General features: G+C 56.7%; 13 protein-coding genes. 3 read left to right on the top strand and 10 right to left on the bottom strand.

Annotated features, from left to right (window positions below):
* Positions 1-27: 27 nt before the first annotated feature.
* Together K5Y32_RS06160 and K5Y32_RS06155 are read right to left on the bottom strand one after the other, a co-directional pair.
* Positions 28-1,962: an exoribonuclease II gene (locus K5Y32_RS06160; RefSeq protein WP_222182232.1), complete on the bottom strand. Its 1,935-nt coding sequence runs from the start codon at positions 1,960-1,962 to the stop codon at positions 28-30.
* Positions 1,963-2,086: 124 nt separating this feature from the next.
* Entirely contained in the window at positions 2,087-4,393 is a 2,307-nt protein-coding gene (locus K5Y32_RS06155; protein ID WP_222182230.1) for an FdhF/YdeP family oxidoreductase, read from the bottom strand.
* 244 nt (positions 4,394-4,637) lie between these two features.
* Between K5Y32_RS06155 and K5Y32_RS06150 the strand changes: the two genes are divergently transcribed.
* Together K5Y32_RS06150 and K5Y32_RS06145 are read left to right on the top strand one after the other, a co-directional pair.
* Positions 4,638-6,227, top strand: coding sequence for a PTS transporter subunit EIIC (locus K5Y32_RS06150; RefSeq protein WP_222182229.1), 1,590 nt, complete (start codon positions 4,638-4,640; stop codon positions 6,225-6,227).
* Positions 6,228-6,307: 80 nt separating this feature from the next.
* Positions 6,308-7,204: a LysR family transcriptional regulator gene (locus K5Y32_RS06145; RefSeq protein ID WP_110866237.1), complete on the top strand. Its 897-nt coding sequence runs from the start codon at positions 6,308-6,310 to the stop codon at positions 7,202-7,204.
* Here the strand turns inward: K5Y32_RS06145 and K5Y32_RS06140 are convergent.
* The 8 genes from K5Y32_RS06140 to pspF form a co-directional block, all read right to left on the bottom strand.
* On the bottom strand, positions 7,201-8,322 hold the full coding sequence (locus tag K5Y32_RS06140; RefSeq protein ID WP_222182227.1) for an oxidoreductase: 1,122 nt from the start codon (positions 8,320-8,322) through the stop codon (positions 7,201-7,203). The two genes, K5Y32_RS06145 and K5Y32_RS06140, sit on opposite strands and share 4 nt — an antisense overlap.
* Before the next feature lie 198 nt (positions 8,323-8,520).
* A complete protein-coding gene (fabI, locus tag K5Y32_RS06135) occupies positions 8,521-9,309 on the bottom strand; it encodes an enoyl-ACP reductase FabI (RefSeq protein WP_007892455.1) in 789 nt (262 codons plus the stop codon).
* A gap of 128 nt (positions 9,310-9,437) precedes the next feature.
* A complete protein-coding gene (sapF, locus tag K5Y32_RS06130; protein ID WP_110866235.1) occupies positions 9,438-10,241 on the bottom strand; it encodes a putrescine export ABC transporter ATP-binding protein SapF in 804 nt (267 codons plus the stop codon).
* A 2-nt stretch (positions 10,242-10,243) separates the two neighbouring features.
* On the bottom strand, positions 10,244-11,239 hold the full coding sequence (gene sapD / locus K5Y32_RS06125; protein ID WP_222182225.1) for a putrescine export ABC transporter ATP-binding protein SapD: 996 nt from the start codon (positions 11,237-11,239) through the stop codon (positions 10,244-10,246).
* Positions 11,239-12,129, bottom strand: a complete 891-nt coding sequence (sapC, locus tag K5Y32_RS06120) for a putrescine export ABC transporter permease SapC (RefSeq protein ID WP_101764289.1) — start codon at positions 12,127-12,129, stop codon at positions 11,239-11,241. The genes sapD and sapC overlap by 1 nt, the downstream gene beginning before the upstream one ends.
* Complete coding sequence (sapB, locus tag K5Y32_RS06115) at positions 12,116-13,081, bottom strand: putrescine export ABC transporter permease SapB (RefSeq protein WP_101764290.1); 966 nt, start codon at positions 13,079-13,081, stop codon at positions 12,116-12,118. Before sapB ends, sapC begins: the two co-directional genes overlap by 14 nt.
* 2 nt (positions 13,082-13,083) lie before the next feature.
* On the bottom strand, positions 13,084-14,706 hold the full coding sequence (sapA, locus tag K5Y32_RS06110) for an ABC transporter substrate-binding protein SapA (RefSeq protein WP_110866234.1): 1,623 nt from the start codon (positions 14,704-14,706) through the stop codon (positions 13,084-13,086).
* A gap of 464 nt (positions 14,707-15,170) precedes the next feature.
* Positions 15,171-16,169 carry a phage shock protein operon transcriptional activator gene (gene pspF, locus K5Y32_RS06105; protein ID WP_222182223.1) on the bottom strand — a complete coding sequence of 333 codons (999 nt, stop codon included), beginning with the start codon at positions 16,167-16,169 and terminating at the stop codon, positions 15,171-15,173.
* A 164-nt stretch (positions 16,170-16,333) separates the two neighbouring features.
* Between pspF and pspA the strand changes: the two genes are divergently transcribed.
* Entirely contained in the window at positions 16,334-16,999 is a 666-nt protein-coding gene (gene pspA, locus K5Y32_RS06100; RefSeq protein ID WP_008106471.1) for a phage shock protein PspA, read from the top strand.
* Positions 17,000-17,056: the final 57 nt, after the last annotated feature.

Below are 17,056 nucleotides of genomic sequence, written 5' to 3'. Positions count from 1 at the left end.
CGGCTGTTATCCCGCGAGTTTTCATGCTCAGGCGGCCGGACGCGCGACCACGCTGCGGGTTTCCATACGCACTTCGGCGATGGTCACGTCGATGATGTCAGTGACACGGTAAGCGACTTCACCTTTTATCTGCACGGTGCCGCTTTCCTGCGAGCACACCAGCTCATCACGCACCGCGTGGATGAACGGCGCAGGAATGAAGGCTACCGCGCCATTCTCCAGCAGACGAACGCGCATGCCGCCGCGAGACACGTCGATGATCTCGGCGCTGAACTTACGATCGGTAGCGGCAAACGGTGCAAGGAAGCGGGCATATAACCAGTCCCCAACATCGCGCTCGGCCATGCGGTTCAGGCGACGACGTTCGCTCATGATGGTGGTCAGCTCATCCTGCGGACGGCCAGTGCTTTCACCGCGCACGATCGCCTTCAGCAAGCGATGGTTGATCATGTCGCCGAACTTACGAATCGGCGAAGTCCAGGTCGCGTAGGCTTCGAGTCCAAGACCAAAGTGCGGGCCCGGCTCGGTGCCGACTTCTGCAAACGACTGGAAGCGACGAATGCGGCTATCCAGATACTGGGTTGGCTGCGCATCGAGTTGACGACGCAGCTGGCGGAAGCCTTCCAGCGTGGTAATCGCCTGCGGATCCACGGTGATGCCATGCCCTGCCAGCACGCCAGCGGCCTGCTCAGCATTGGCCAGATCGAAACCGGTGTGCAGGTTATAGATACCGAAGCCCAGCTTCTCCTGCAGCACTTTCGCGGCACAGACGTTAGCCAGAATCATCGACTCTTCAACGATGCGGTTCGCGATGCGACGTGGCTCAGAGATGATATCCAGTACTTCACCTTTCTCGCCCAACACAAAGCGGTAGTCTGGACGATCTTTAAACACCAGCGCGTGGGTTTGACGCCATTCGCTGCGCGCCAGGCAAACCTGATGCAGCAGGCGAATCTGCTGAGCAATGGCGTCGTTTTCAGGCTGCCAGCTGCCGCTGTTTTCCAGCCAATCAGAAACTTCGTCATAAACCAGCTTGGCTTTCGACTCGATCCACGCAGCAAAGAAATGCACGTCATCAGCCAGGCTGCCATCTTTCAGCACGGTAACGCGACAAGCCAGCGCGGGACGGCGCTCGTTCGGACGCAGGGAACAGATGTCGTCAGAGAGTTCGCGCGGCAGCATCGGAATGTTGAAGCCCGGCAGATAGTTGGTGAACGCGCGTTTCGACGCCAGCTTATCCAGCTCGCTGCCTTCCGGCACATAAGCGGTCGGATCGGCGATGGCGATGGTCAGAATCAGATTGCCGTCGGCAGCTTCTTCCACGTACAGCGCATCATCCATATCCTGGGTGCTGGCGCTGTCGATGGTGACGAAGTTCAGTGCGGTCAAATCTTCACGCTGCAGATTTTCGTCGAGCATCTCACCAAAACCGACGTCCGGAGCCTGACGTTCGAGGTTATGGCGCGACAACGTTACCCACCACGGCGCGAGGTGATCGTCCGCAGTGACAATGAATTCGGTCAGTTCAGCATAGAAACCGCGATCGCCTTTCAGCGGGTGACGACGCATCTCTGCTACCGTCCAATCGCCGGTCTGGAAATCGTGAGTCACGCCACGTTCGGCGCGGCACTGAATCGCCTCTTTCAGCAGCGGATGATCCGGCACAATCGACAGGCGATCGTCTTTCTTCTGCACGCGGCCGACAAAACGGGTCAGGAACGGCTCAACCAGGGTTTCCGGCTCGGCACTCTCGCGGTCTTTATCGGTGTGGATCACGGCCGTAATACGGTCGCCGTGCATCACTTTCTTCATTTGCGGTGGCGGAATGAAGTAGCTTTTCTGGGCATCAACTTCGAGGAAGCCAAAGCCTTTTTCCGTACCTTTAACAACACCTTCGACGCGCGGAGTCTGCGCGTGAAGCTTCTCTTTAAGCTGCGCGAGCAGCGGGTTATCCTGGAACATAATTTATCTAGTTTCGTGGCCTAAGAGCGGCTGACAGTTTTACGCGAATCGGGTCCGCGCGGCAAGGCCAAAACAGGCTTAAAAGCCGCTTTACGCGGCTTTTTACCTTCTGATAACGCTTTGGTCAGGCGATACGTTGTGACGGTGTGGCGGCGCTTAATGCCAGCTTCACCGGCACCGATTTTGAGGTCGGCGTACCGCTGCCGTCGCCAAAACTCGAGAGCGGCACCAGCGGGTTGGTTTCCGGATAATACGCCGCGAGGTTACCGCGCGGAATGTTGTAGGGCACCAGCTTGAAACCGCTGACGCGACGGGTTAAACCGTCATTCCACAGCGTCTCGATATCCACCAACTGGCCTTCAGTGAAGCCCAACGACGTCATATCATCCGGATGGATAAACACCACTTCGCGCTGACCGTACACGCCACGATAACGGTCATCGAGGCCGTAAATCGTGGTGTTGTACTGATCGTGTGAACGCAGCGTTTGCAGCGTGAACGGCACCGCGACATCGCCTAACTGCGGGAACAGCGAAGTTGGCAGGGCGGCGGCGCTAAACTCGGCGCGTTTGCTCGGCGTATTGAAGCGCAGCTCGGCAGCAGCGCTACCCAGGTAGAAACCGCCCGGAATGTCGCACTTGTTATTGAAATCAGCAAAGCCCGGAATAGTGGCGGCGATGTGATCGCGAATCAGATCGTAATTGCCTGCCATCGCCAGCCAGTCGATTTTATCGCTGCCTAGCGTCGCATGGGCGATGCCAGCCACAATCGCGGTTTCAGAACGCTGCGTCTCTGCCAGGGGAATGCCGACGCCTTCTGAAGCGTGCACCATGCTGAACGAGTCTTCCACGGTGATGTACTGATTGCCGCTTGCCTGGCGATCGCGTTCGGTACGGCCCAGCGTCGGCAGAATCAGCCCTTCGTGGCCCGGCACCAAATGGCTGCGATTGAGTTTGGTGCTGATGTGCACGGTCAAACCGCAATGCTGCAACGCTTCTTCAGTGACCGGTGAATCCGGTGCGGCCGCCGCGAGGTTGCCGCCCAGCGCAATCAGCACTTTCACTTCATCACGCAGCATCGCGTTCAGCGCTTCAACGGTGTTGTGACCGTGCTCGCGTGGAGGCTCGAAATCAAAGTGCGCGCCGAGGGCATCAAGGAACGGCTTGCCCGGTTTCTCATCGATGCCCATGGTGCGGTTGCCCTGCACATTACTGTGGCCGCGTACCGGACACAGGCCTGCGCCTTTCTTGCCCAACTGACCAAACAGCAGCTGCAGGTTGGTGATCTCGCGAACGGTATCCACCGAGTGTTTATGCTGGGTAATGCCCATCGCCCAGGTGACAATCACGCGTTCAGCACTTTGATAAATCGCCGCCGCTTCGCGAATCTGCACTTCGCTCAGACCAGATTGGCGCACGATATCGTCCCAGCGGGTGTTATCGACGGCGGCAAGATACGCGTCAATACCGTGGGTGTTGGCATCGATAAACGCCTGATCGAAAATGCCTTCTTCACCGGCTGCCAACCGTGCACGCTGTAGCTCGAGCAGGGCTTTCACCATGCCGCGCACCGCTGCCATATCGCCGCCCAGATTAGGTTGGTAATAGGCGGAACTGATGGTGCCGGCCATCGACGTGACAATCTCCAGCGGCTTTTGCGGATCGGCAAAACGCTCGAGGCCGCGCTCGCGCAGCGTGTTAAAGGTGACGATTTTCGCGCCGTGATCGGCCGCGTGCCGCAGGCTGTGCAGCATGCGCGGATGGTTGGTGCCCGGATTCTGACCCAACACGAAAATCGCGTCAGCGTGATCAAAATCGTCCAGACGAATGGTGCCTTTACCCACGCCGATGCTGCGCTTCAGGCCGGTGCCGCTGGCTTCGTGACACATGTTGGAGCAGTCGGGGAAGTTGTTGGTGCCCATCACGCGGCCAAACAGCTGATACAGCCAGGAAGCTTCATTACTGGCGCGGCCGGAGGTGTAAAGCTCCATTTGATTTGGATGATCCATCGCCTGCAGGTGGCGAGCAATCAAGGCTAACGCATCGTCCCAACTGATGGGTTCGTAGTGGTCAGTCGCGCTGTTGTAGCGCATCGGATGGGTTAAGCGTCCCTGATACTCAAGGAAGTAATCGCTCTGCTGGTAAAGAGTGCTGACGCTGTGCTGGGCAAAAAACTCCGGCTCAACCACACGACGCGTGGCTTCCCACGTCACCGCTTTCGCCCCATTTTCACAGAAGCTGAAGGTGCTTTTGTTGTCATCGCCCCATGCGCAGCCTGGGCAGTCGAAACCGCGCGCTTTGTTCATGCGCATCAGGTTTCGCATGTTCTTCAGGGCAGCTTTACTATCAAGGACGAAACGGGTGGTGGCTTCCAATGAACCCCAGCCGCCCGCAGCAGCGCGATAGGGTTGAATCTTACGTTTAAATTTCATAGTTGCAGGCTTATTTGTTTATGAGTTGTTATCAGAATATGTCTTCTGTTAGCGGGAAGTGTGCGACTCTCCTTAAAAGTTGTCTAATTGATTGGTTTAATGGTGCGATAGGCGGCGTTTATCGTGAAACGCACGCAAAGCGTGACCTAAGTCAAACTTCCCCGGCTGTTAAGGGGCGGCAGTTACGTGCTGCTGAGATAACTGACTAATAATTGCTCTTTCCATTCTGAAAAGGGCACGCAGCATGAAGAATCTGGCAAGCCAAATTCACGCCTTCGGTAAAGCCTTAATGATGCCCATTTCGGTGATTGCTGCCGCAGGGATCTTTCTTGGCCTGGCCGCCGCAATGCAAAATCCGGCCATCACCGGCGATGCCTTCGCCAATCTGCAGGTGCCACAGCTGATTATCGGGTTTATCCGCAAGGTGGCGGGCGCGCTGTTCGCCAATTTGCCGCTGTTCTTTGCGGTGGCCAGTGCCATCGGGCTGGCGAAAGCGGAGAAACCGACCGCCGCCTTTGCCGCCGTAATTGGCTATATCGCCATGAATGTCGGAATCAGCTCCACGCTGGCGTCGAAAGGTTTGACGGCCGCTACCACCACGCCAGAAGCGCTGCAGAAAGCGGGTATGGATCAAACCGCAGCGATGATGACGTCGGCCGAATACATCGACATGCTCGGCATCTTTACTTACAACATGAGCGTGCTGGGCGGCGTGATTGCTGGATTGATTACCGTGCTGCTGCATAACCGTTTTTACACTCAGCAACTGCCGACGGCGATCAGCTTCTTTGGTGGACGCCGCTTTGTGCCGATCGTGACCGTGGTGGTGCTGCCGCTGGTGGGCGTGCTGCTGGCGTTGATTTGGCCGACCATCGGCGAAGGCATCGCGTGGGTGGGTTTGATGATTGGTAAAAGCGGGCAATACGGCGCCTTCCTGCTTGGCACCAGCGAACGCTTACTGATTCCCACCGGTTTGCACCATATCCTCAACGAAACCGTGCGCTTCACGCCAATTGGCGGCATGGCAACGGTTGATGGACAAAGCATCGTCGGCGCGCTGAACATCTTCAACACCTCGCTAACGCATCCCGGCGCCATCCCGGACGATACGGTGCGCGGCGCGACGCAGTTCCTCGCGCAGGGCAAAATTCCGGTAATGATGTTTGGCTTACCAGCCGCCGCGCTGGCGATCTACCACACCGCGCGCCCTGAGCATAAGCAGCGCGTTAAAGCGCTGGTGCTGGCCGGTGCACTGACTTCCTTTACCACCGGCATCACCGAGCCGCTGGAGTTCTGTTTCATCTTCGTGTCGCCGGTGCTGTATATCCTGCATGCGCTATTAACCGGCCTGTCATTTATGTTGATGTCGATGCTGCATTTGATGATTGGCAACGTGCAGGGCGGCGCCATCGATCTGGTGGTGTTCGGCATTCTCGGTGGCAGCAAAACGCATTGGTGGTGGACGATTGTGCTCGGCGTAATTTATGTGCCGATTTACTACTACGGCTTCCGTTTTGTCATCACGCGGATGCGGGTTGAAACGCCGGGACGGGAATCCGATGAGGAGCACAAACCCGAACAGGTGGCGGCGGATGAGCGCACCAAAGTGATCATCAGCGGGCTGGGCGGTGAAGCCAATATAGAGGACGTCGATTGCTGCTTCACCCGGCTGCGCGTGCGGGTCAAACAGATGAATGAGGTGGTCGATCAAACGTTACTGACCACCGGCGCGAACGGCATCAATCGCGTCAGCGAACACGATATCCAGGTAATTTACGGCCCGCAGGTCGAGAAGATCGCCAACGACGTAAAAAGTGCCTTAGGTGTGGCGTAACACAATGGCCGCTGCGCGTGGACGCAGCGCAGCGGCAACCGCCATGATACACTGCTGTTTTCCAGCCAATTCTGCTTTCCATGGACATCAAACAATTAATCTATCTGACAAATCTTGAACGCGAACGCCACTTTGGCCGCGCGGCAGAGGTCAGCTTTGTCAGCCAGCCGACGCTATCGATGCGCCTGAAAAACCTCGAACGCGAATTAGGGCTGTCGCTGATCAACCGCAGTAATAATTTCGATGGCTTTACGCCGGAAGGCGAGCGCGTGCTGACCTGGGCGCGGGAAATTGTTTCGGTGTATCAGGGATTGAAGCTGGAAGTGGAGTCGCTCAAGCATGGCGTCAACGGCACCTTGCGGCTGGGCGTTATGCCGCAGTGCAGCGTGGCGCTGCCTGCGTTGTTGAAAGCGGTTGAAGCGCGTTATCCACAGCTGGATTATCGCGTGGCCGCGATGAGCGCCGATCAACTGCTGGAAGCGCTCAACAGCCACACCGTGGATGGCGGTATCGGCTTTTTTGAACTGACGTCACTGCGCGAGCTGCATTTTCAAACTGCGCTGTTGAAAGATCCTGGTGTCGAGGCGCTGTTCAATCCGGCGCACTTTCCGGCGCTGCTGGAACAAGAGAACATCTCGCTCGCCACGCTTGCCTGCCAGCCGCTGTGTCTGGCAGAACCCACGCGCTATTTTCGACGCTATCTTGATGGGCAGCTGCGGGAAACCGGCTTGATCCCACGTGTGATTGTTGAGAGCGCGTCGATCATGCAACTGCTGCAAAGTGCGCAGGTTGGTTTGGGCGTGATGGTGTCGCCATGCGGACATCTGTTGCCGGAGCTGATGCAGAATCTGGCGCGGCGGCCGATTGAGATGGCGCCGATGGGCCGGCAGGCGGCATTAGTGATTGCCGAGCCGGGCAGAGCATCGCCGCTGGCTCAGCATTTCTTTGATGAAGCGCGGCGGCATCTGCCCGATTAACGGGTTTCGCCAAGCGCCATCAGCAAGCGATCCTGCCAGCTGGCGAAAGCCACCGCTTGCAACAGTGTGAAGATGCGTTCGCTGCCCCAGCCCGCGTTCAGCAGCGGCTGCAAATGCGCAGCGCTGAAGCGATCGGGCAGGCGAGTGAGCTGGGCGCTGAGTAAAATCACCGGCGATGCTGCGCCAGCGCTTTCGACATCCTGCACCAGTGCAGCACGCCATTCATCGGTAACAAAATCAAACTGACGTCGACAACCCAGCACGCGCGCGCTAACCGCCTGCGCCAACGCTTCATCTCCGGCAAAATGTTCACTCAGCCGCTGTTTTAGCGTGGCGAAGCCATACAGCGCTTGCGCATCGTGCACCAGCAGCCAAATGGCATCATCCAATCCCTCAATACCCTGACAGAAAGTAACCGCCGCCAGTTGATCGGCGCTGGCATAGCGCAGTTCAACCGGTTTCAACGCGTGCTGCCAGCCGTCGTTGCCGGTAAACAGCGCTGCGCTGGCGTCCGGCGGCGGTGTTACGCCCGGAATCCAGCGCACCGGCAAGCCCATCATCGCCTGCAGCGATGCCACCACGCGTGACTGATAGCTGACATATCCCACCAGTTGATTCAGCGTGACGATATCGGGCTCGGTTAAGCCCACCGCGTCCAGCGCGCTGATGCTGCTGGCGGTGATCAGTTCCGGCTGCATCGCCAGTTGACGCGCATATTGGGTGATTTGCGTCAGGCGATTATTACTTTCACGTGACGAGTCCGGACCCGGCAACGGATTGAGCCGGGCGGAGTAGTGATTGCACAAGCGCTGCACACCTGCGACCTGCGCCACCGTCAGCGCAGTGCTGAGGCGATCGTACAGCGTTAAGGTGTGGGTCAAACTGGTGGCAAGCGTATCGGGAAACATAATCTGGCTGAGATCGCGCGCGGCCAATAACGCAGGCTGAAAACGCGACAACAGCGGCTGTAACGCGGTCGCTTCCTGTTGCAAACCGAGTAAGAAACGATCGTCGATATAGGCGGCTTCGGGCACCAGCGGCGCAGTGGCGGTGCTATTCGGGCGAGTCTGGCTTTCATAAAACCAGTGGTCATGGCCGGGAGAACGGCGTTGTTCCATGGTCATTCCTTGCGCTAAAAACGGACTTGCTGCACAGCGTGCGAATCTGAAAAGCAGGCATGCAACAAAGGGCTAGCTTATCGTCGCTGAACGGCTGTCCACGGCAAAAGAATGATGGGGAATAATTAATAGCTTACGAGTATAAGGGGGGATTTTTTTGATAGAGAGGTCGCCATGAATGGCGACCCTGGGGAAATCTTATTTCAGTTCCAGCTCGTTCATTGCGGCAATGCTGAAGCCGCCATCAACGTGTACCACTTCACCGGTGATACCACCCGCCAGATCAGAGCAAAGGAATGCAGCTGAGTTACCCACATCTTCGATGGTAACGGTACGACGAATCGGGGTAACCGCTTCGCAGTGCGCCAGCATTTTACGGAAATCTTTGATGCCTGACGCGGCCAGCGTACGGATTGGACCAGCAGAAACGGCGTTAACACGCGTGCCTTCTGGGCCCATCGCGTTCGCCATGTAGCGCACGTTAGCTTCCAGAGAGGCTTTCGCCAGACCCATCACGTTGTAGTTCGGGATAGCGCGCTCTGCACCCAGGTAAGACAAGGTCAGCAGGGCGGAATTCGGGTTCAGCATCGCACGGCACTCTTTCGCCATCGCCACAAAGCTGTACGCGCTGATGTCGTGAGCGATTTTGAAGCCTTCACGCGTCACGGCATTCACGTAGTCGCCATCCAGCTGATCGCCAGGGGCGAAACCGATGGAGTGAACGAAACCGTCAAATTTCGGCCAGGTTTTTGCCAGTTCGGTGAACAGCGCAGTGATGCTCTCGTCTTCAGCCACATCGCATGGCAGAACAATGTCTGAACCCAGATCTTTAGCAAACTCTTCCACACGACTTTTCAGTTTGTCGTTCTGGTAGGTGAAAGCCAGTTCTGCGCCCTGTTTGTGCATCGCCTGCGCAATACCGTAGGCGATTGAGAGTTTACTGGCAACGCCAGTAATCAGAATGCGCTTACCGGAAAGAAAACCCATAGCTGTAATCCTTTTGGTCATTGTTGTTGGCGGTCGCGGTGGTTGAAAAACAGGCGACCGACGTTAATCTCGTGCGAAGTCTAGCACGTCTCTATAAATGCGGTAAATCGCACCGCGTTTTCGGCGCCTTAACGCTCGCGGCGCCAGGCTTCAGCGGTTAAGGCTTCACCAAAGTGGCTGGTGATCAGGCGTTTGGTGAGATCGTGCAGCGGCGAGGCCAATACATCGGCGGTGCCGCCGCGCTCGACCACTTCGCCCTGATGCATCACCAGCACCTGATCGCTGATGTGCTTCATCATGCCGAGATGCTGCGTGACATAAATATAGGCGATGCCGTGCTTCTCCTGCAGTTCCAGCATCAGGTTCACCAGCTGTGAACGCATGGTCATATCCAGCGAGGCGAGGGCTTCATCGGCGACGATCACTTTTGGCTGCAGAATCAGCGCTCGCGCCAGCGCCAGGCGCTGCTTCTGGCCCGGCGCCAGCATGTGCGGATAGTATCCGGCGTGGTCGCGCAGCAAACCGACCTGACGCAGCGTGGCGATAATGCGTTTTTCACGCGCGTCATCATCCAGCTCGGTATTCAGGCGCAGCGGGAAATCGAGTATCTGGCTGATGCGCTGGCGCGGATTCAGCGAGGTTGAGGGATCCTGAAAAATCATGCGAATGCGCTGGCTGCGATAACCATAATCACCGTACTCCAGCGGATGATCGTCAATCAGCATCTCGCCCTCGCTTGGCTCGACCATGCCGCTGAGCATTTTTGCCAGCGTCGATTTTCCCGAACCGTTTTCACCAATCACCGCCAGCGTCTGTTTTTCACGCAGGGTAAAACTGACGCCTTTCACCGCCTCAACGTGCTGACGACGGAACAAACCGGTGCGATAGCGGTAGGTTTTACTCAGGTTGCGCACTTCCAGCAGCGTTTCCATGTTTACTGGCTCTCCATATTCAGCGGGAAGTGACAAGCAAACAGATGCGCTTTATTGCCGGTCAGGCGCGGTGTTTCGATGCACTTACGCTGCGCATACGGGCAGCGCGGCCCCAGACGACAGCCAATCGGCAGATGTTCCAGCGACGGAATCGCGCCAGAAAGCGTGTTGAGGCGGCTTTTGTGCGGCAGCGCGCTACCGAAATCGGGCATCGCCCGGATCAGCGCCTGCGTGTAAGGATGATGCGGCGTATCCATTAACTCTTCGCTCTGCGCGATCTCCACCGTCTGGCCGCAATACATCACATTAATGCGGTCGGCCCAGTGGCTCATGGTGCGCAGATCGTGGCTGATCAGCAAAATGGTGGTGTTGTTATTCTGATTGAGGCGGCTCAGCAGGCGGAAAATCTGCGCCTGCGTGGTCGGCTCCATCGCATTGGTTGGTTCATCGGCAATCAGCAAACGCGGCTGATTGGCCAGCGCGATGGCGATCATCACTTTCTGGCATTCGCCGTCGGTGAGTTCATACGGGAAACTGCGCATGATGTCTTTATGATCTTTGATGCCGACGCGATGCAGCAGCTCAATGGCGCGCACTTTGCGCCAGAACCACAGCCGTTTATACCAACGGCCTTTGTGCGTCCAACGCGGAATCGCCTGCATCAGCTGGCGACCAATACTTTCTGACGGATCAAGACAGGATTGCGGCTCCTGAAAAATCATCGACACGTTATGGCCGACAATCCGACGGCGTTCGCGCGGTGACAGGCGCAGCAGATCAATATCATCAAACACCATGCGATCGGCGGTGACGCGCCAGTTATCTTTGGTGACGCCGCAAATTGCTTTGGCGATCAGGCTTTTGCCTGAACCCGATTCACCCACCAAACCGCGGATTTCGCCTTCGCTTAGCGTCAGGTTGATGCGATCAACCGCTTTGACCGGACCGTCAGCGGTCATAAATTCGATGGTCAGGTTACGGATATCCAGTAGCGGCATTATTCAACTCCCGCTTCTACAGCGCGACGAATGCCGTCGCCCAGCAGGTTAACGATCAACACGCTGACCATCAGCGCCACGCCCGGCAGCATGACCGTCCACGGCGCAACGTAGATCAGCTCCAGCGCGTCACCCAGCATCGCACCCCATTCGGGTGAGGGCAGCTGCGCGCCAAGATCGAGGAAACCGAGTGCGGCGATGTCCAGAATCGCCATCGACAGCGAGCGGGTAAATTCGCTCACCAGCAGCGGCAGCACGTTAGGCAGCACCGCATTCCACAAGATATTCAGGTTGCGCGCGCCATCAAGACGCAGCGCCACCACATACTCTTTTTCCATCTCATCATGCACAGCAGTATAGATCTCGCGCACCAGACGTGGGATCAGCGCGAGAAACACCGCCAGCATCGCGTGTTCCAGGCGCGGGCCGAGAAATGCCACCACGATAATCGCCAGCAGCAGCGAGGGAATCGACAGTAAGGTATCCAGCACGTGATTCATCACCGCCGAGCGCATGCCGTGCGTGATACCGGCAAACACGCCAAGCACCAGCGCACAAATTGCCGCCAGCACCGTCACCAGAATCGCCGAGCCGACGGTCGGCGCTACGCCGCTTAGCAGGCGGCTCAGCACATCACGGCCTAAATCGTCGGTGCCGAGGAAAAAGGAGACATCGCCGTAGCGCGACCACGATGGCGGCAGCAACTGATAACCCAGGAATTGCTGATCGATGCCATACGGCGCCAGCAGGCCGCCAAACAGGCACAGGAACAGTAGCAGGCCAAAGCCGTACAAGCCGACCATGCCGCTGGTATCACGATACAAGCGCTGCCAGCTGCGACGCAGCGTGCTGGGCAGCCGCTTCTCGTCGTAGACATTATCTAAGGGCATACCATTCCTTATGTTTCAGCGGGTTAAGCGCCGCACCCAGAATATCGGATAACACGCTGACCAGAATCACCAGACCGCCCACCACCATCACGCCAGCGGAAATCGCCGCGTAATCCTGCTGGCGAATGGCGTTAATCAGCCAGCGGCCGAGGCCCGGCCAGTTGAACACCACCTCGGTGATCATCGCCAGCGTCAGCATGGTGGAAAATTGCAGCCCAAGGCGCGGAATCACCGGCGGCAGCGCATTGTGCAGCACGTGGCGGCGGATCACCGTGAAGCGCGACAGGCCGCGCGTGGCGGCGGCTTTGACGTAGTTTTTGTCCATCACATCGCTGGTGCTGCTGCGCAGTAAGCGGATCATTTCGGTAGCAGGCGCAACGGCGAGAACGACCACCGGCAGAATCATGTGCGTTAAGGCGCTGACCAGCATTTCATGACGCCACGGCGACGGGCTCAGCCAGGCATCAATCAGCGCAAAGCCGGTAACGTTTTGCACCGGATAGAGCAGGTCGAAACGTCCGGACACCGGCAACCAGCCGAGCGTTAACGAGAAGAACAGTGTAAACAGCAGCGCCAGCCAGAATACCGGCATCGAGAAGCCAAGCAGCGCCAGTGCGCTAATGGCTTTATCCTGCCATTTTTTGCGCATCACGCCGGCGCAAATTCCCAGCGGAATCCCCACCAGTAGCGCCAGAATAAATGCCATTACGCACAGCTCCAGCGTGGCGGGAAACACTTCGCGCAGCTGAAGATCAATCGGCTGGCCGTTGGTGCTGGAGACGCCAAAATCGAACTGCAGCAAGCCCTTAAACCAGAACCACCAAGCATCAAACAGCGACGCACCTTCAAGCGGGGCGTTTGGCGTGAAGTAGCTCAGACTGAAGCTAACCAGCGACAGCAAAAACAGGGTGATCAGCAGCAGCACCACGCGACGCAGAATATAGATAATCATGCTTACTCCTCGCTGCTCTCATCGCGGTAAACGCCAGCGAACGAGGCGTTACCAAACGGGCTCAATACCAGGCCTTTGATGTCATGCCGATAGGCTTGCAAACGCAGCGATGACGCCAGCGGCAGCACCGGCAACTCCTGCGCCAAAATCTGCTGCGCCTTGTCGTAGCTATCAATGCGCGCCGACAGCTGCTGGGACAACAGCGCGTGCTGCAACGCTTCATCAAAAGCGGGCGAGCACCAGTGTGCGTAGTTGGTTTGCGAACGGATCGCCGCGCAGCTTAACAGTGGACGGAAGAAACTGTCGGGATCGTTACTGTCGGTTGCCCAGCCGGTGAGCGTGAGGTCATGATTCATCTCCATCAACTGCGCTTCCTGGAAGCGGCCTTCCACCGGCGCGATAGTGACGCGCACGCCAACCTGAGCCAAATCCGCTTGCAACAATTCAGCGGTTTTTAACGGGCTGGGATTCCACGACTGTGAGGAAGAGGGCACCACTAAACGTAAATGCAAATCTTCCAGCCCCAGCGCTTTCAACTCTTCACGCGCTTTAGCCGGATTGTATTCGGTGACGCGCGCATCGTTGTCATACGCCCAGGACGCACGCGGCAAAATGGAGGCGGCAGTTTCAGCGGTGCCGTAATAGATCGACTCCATCAGGCGTTCGTTATTGATCGCCAGCGCCAGCGCGTGACGCACTTCCGGGCGATCCAGTGGCGGTTTGCGCGTGTTGAACGCCAGATAGGCGATGTTCATGCCGGGACGCAGCGTCATGCGCAGGCGCGGATCGTCACGCAAAATGCTCAGCTGGCTGGCGGCGGGATAGGCCAGCACATCGCATTCGCCGGTCAGCAGTTTGGATAACCTTCCGGTGCCGCCGACGCCCAAATCAATCACCACCTGCTGCAGACGCGGCACGCCTTTCCAGTACTGCGGATTACGCGCCAGGCGGAGATATTGCCCGGTACGGTATTCGCTCAGCTGGAACGGGCCGGTGCCGACCGGTTCGCGGTCCAGCTGTTCCTGCTGGCCTTTAGCGCTGAGTTTATTGGCGTACTCCTGCGACAAAATCGGCGCGTAATGCGTCGCGATATGCCACAAGAAAGAGGCGTCCGGGCTGTTCAGGCGGATTTCAACCGTATCGCTATCGAGCTTTTTCACGCTCTGCACCGAATCGGCAAACTGCAGGCTATCAAAATAGGGATAGCTGCCGCCGTTGACGTTGTGCCACGGATGCTTGCGATCAAACATGCGTGCAAAGCTGAACACCACATCATCGGCGTTCATTTTACGCGTCGGTTTAAACCAGTTGGTGTGCTGGAAGGCGACATCTTTACGCAGGTGAAAACGGTAGGTTGCGCCGTTATCCCGCACTTCCCAGCTCTGGGCGAGGTCGGGAATCAGCCGATAAGTATAAGGATCCACGTCCAGCAGCCGGTCATACAGCTGCGCCGCCAGCGTATCGACGACTAAGCCGCTGCTGACCATTTGTGGATTGAAGGTATTAACCGTGCCGTTAACGCAATAGACAAAACCGCTGTTGCGGATGTTGTCCGTTGGCGCGGCCCACGCTGACGCGCTCATCATGCTGAGACCCAGCAGCAGAGAGGGGAATAATTTTGGCATAGAACTCAACGATTCTGAGGCAATAGCGTGAGTGTATCTTAAACGTCACGTACTCCCCAAATTCGCGACGCTTCTGTTGTGTTTTTCGCCAAACTGGCGATGGGGTAATCACAATCTCTGTGTGGAGATGAGAAAAATTCTCAATTAAGGGTTTACAGATGATAATAAGAATGATTATTATTCTTCTGCGCTTCGACGGTGGCTCTACCGAAGAAGAGCACGACATTGCTCACATTGCTTCCAGTATTAGTTGCCCGCGTTAACCCGCGGGCCTTTTTTCGTCCTGTTTCGAGCGGCTGCTGCGTTGGCTGCGCTCGTCCACTCTGGTCACATACTTATGTATGCTCCCAGGGATGTCCTCGCTTGCCGCCTTGCATCTACTCGAAACAGTTAGAAAAAAACACCGTGCGATTTGCTTAAAAAAAATAAAATCAAATTAATACACGCCATTTATGGCGACCTGGTTAATCCTCGTCACGGGCCTGAATACCGTGCTTTTTCATCATGGCGCGTAATTGGTGATACGTCACACGCAATAACTCGGCGGCGCGGCGCTGGTTGTATTTGGCTTGCTGTAAACTCGCTTCAACCAGCTCGCGTTCCTGTTGATTTTGCCACTGACGCAAATCCAGCGGCAGGGAAGGCAAGGCAGATACGTCCGCCTGGGCAATGACGTCGGCGGGCGGCGTGCGGGGGGCGAACGGGTTAATGATAATGTTATCCAGCTCATCGTCGGCGCTGTGATGGCGATAAACCGAACGCTCGACCACGTTCTTCAGTTCACGCACGTTGCCGGGCCAGCTGTGATTCAGCAGCGTCAGCTGGGCGCGATCGCTGAAGCCAGGGAACAGCGGCAAGCCCAGTTCGCGGCACATCTGAATGGCAAAATGGTTGGCCATCACCAGAATGTCACTGCGACGTTCACGCAGCGGCGGCAGCTGCACCACATCAAAGGCGAGGCGATCGAGCAGGTCGGCGCGGAATTTTCCGGCGGCGGCAAGCGCCGGCAGATCTTCATTGGTGGCGCACACCAGACGTACATTCACCTGCAACGATTGATTGCCGCCAACGCGCTCCAGCTGGCCATATTCAATCACGCGCAGCAATTTCTCCTGCACCAGCATCGGCGCGGTGGCGAGTTCATCAAGAAACAGCGTGCCGCCATCGGCGCGTTCGAAGCGTCCCAGATGGCGTTTTTGCGCCCCGGTAAACGCGCCGGCTTCATGACCGAAGAGTTCGGAATCGAGCAGGTTTTCATTCAGCGCAGCACAGTTCAGCGAAACAAACGGCCCTTCCCAGCGGTTTGACAGATAATGCAGGCGGCTGGCAATCAGCTCTTTGCCGGTGCCGCGTTCGCCAATCACCAGCACCGGTTTTTCCAGCGACGCTAAGCGGGAAACCTGCTCTAATACTTCCAGAAAGTTATTGGATTCACCCAAAAGGTTGTCTGAACTGTTCGACATGATGAAATTCGCCACTGATTAATCAATTTCACTACCTTAAGGGATGTTCTGGCGGATGTAAAATAAACAAATTGCGTAAAATCAATAAATTAAAAGTTGGCACGCGAATTGTATTAGTGATGAGCGCCTCGCGCACCTACATACAAAATTTGAGGAACATCATTATGGGTATTTTTTCTCGTTTCGCCGACATCGTGAACGCTAACATCAACTCTCTGCTGGAGCGCGCCGAAGATCCGCAGAAACTGGTACGCCTGATGATTCAGGAAATGGAAGACACGCTGGTAGAAGTCCGTTCAACCTCAGCCCGTGCGCTGGCCGAAAAGAAACAGCTGCTGCGCCGCAGCGAGCAGGCTGAAATTCAGCAGGCCGAATGGCAGGAAAAAGCGGAGCTGGCGATTAATAAAGGTAAAGAAGATCTGGCGCGTGCTGCTTTAATTGAGAAGCAAAAGCTGACCGATTTGATTGCTGCGCTGCAGCAGGAATCGACTCAGGTTGAAGAGACGCTGGACCGCATGAAAGGCGAGATCGGTGAGCTGGAGAAAAAACTCACTGAAACCCGTGCGCGTCAGCAGGCGTTAACGCTGCGCCATCAGGCAGCATCGTCATCACGTGATGTGCGTCGTCAACTCGACAGCGGCAAGATTGATGATGCGATGGCACGTTTCGAATCCTTTGAACGTCGCATCGATCACATGGAAGCAGAAGCAGAAAGCCAGCGTTTTGGTAAACCAAAAGGTTTGGATCAGGAGTTCGCCGAGCTGAAAGCCGATGATGAAATCAGCCAGCAGCTGGCCGCGCTGAAAGCTAAAATGAACCGCCCTGAGTGATCGCCACGGGCCTGATTGCGGGCCCGAGTTAAAAATGGTGTTAGTGATTAAGGAGAG

The organism is Pantoea sp. DY-15 (assembly GCF_019795935.1).
Lineage (GTDB): Bacteria > Pseudomonadota > Gammaproteobacteria > Enterobacterales > Enterobacteriaceae > Pantoea > Pantoea leporis.
Note: the sequence above shows the minus strand (reverse complement) of the source record. Positions and strands in the feature narration are given on the sequence as shown.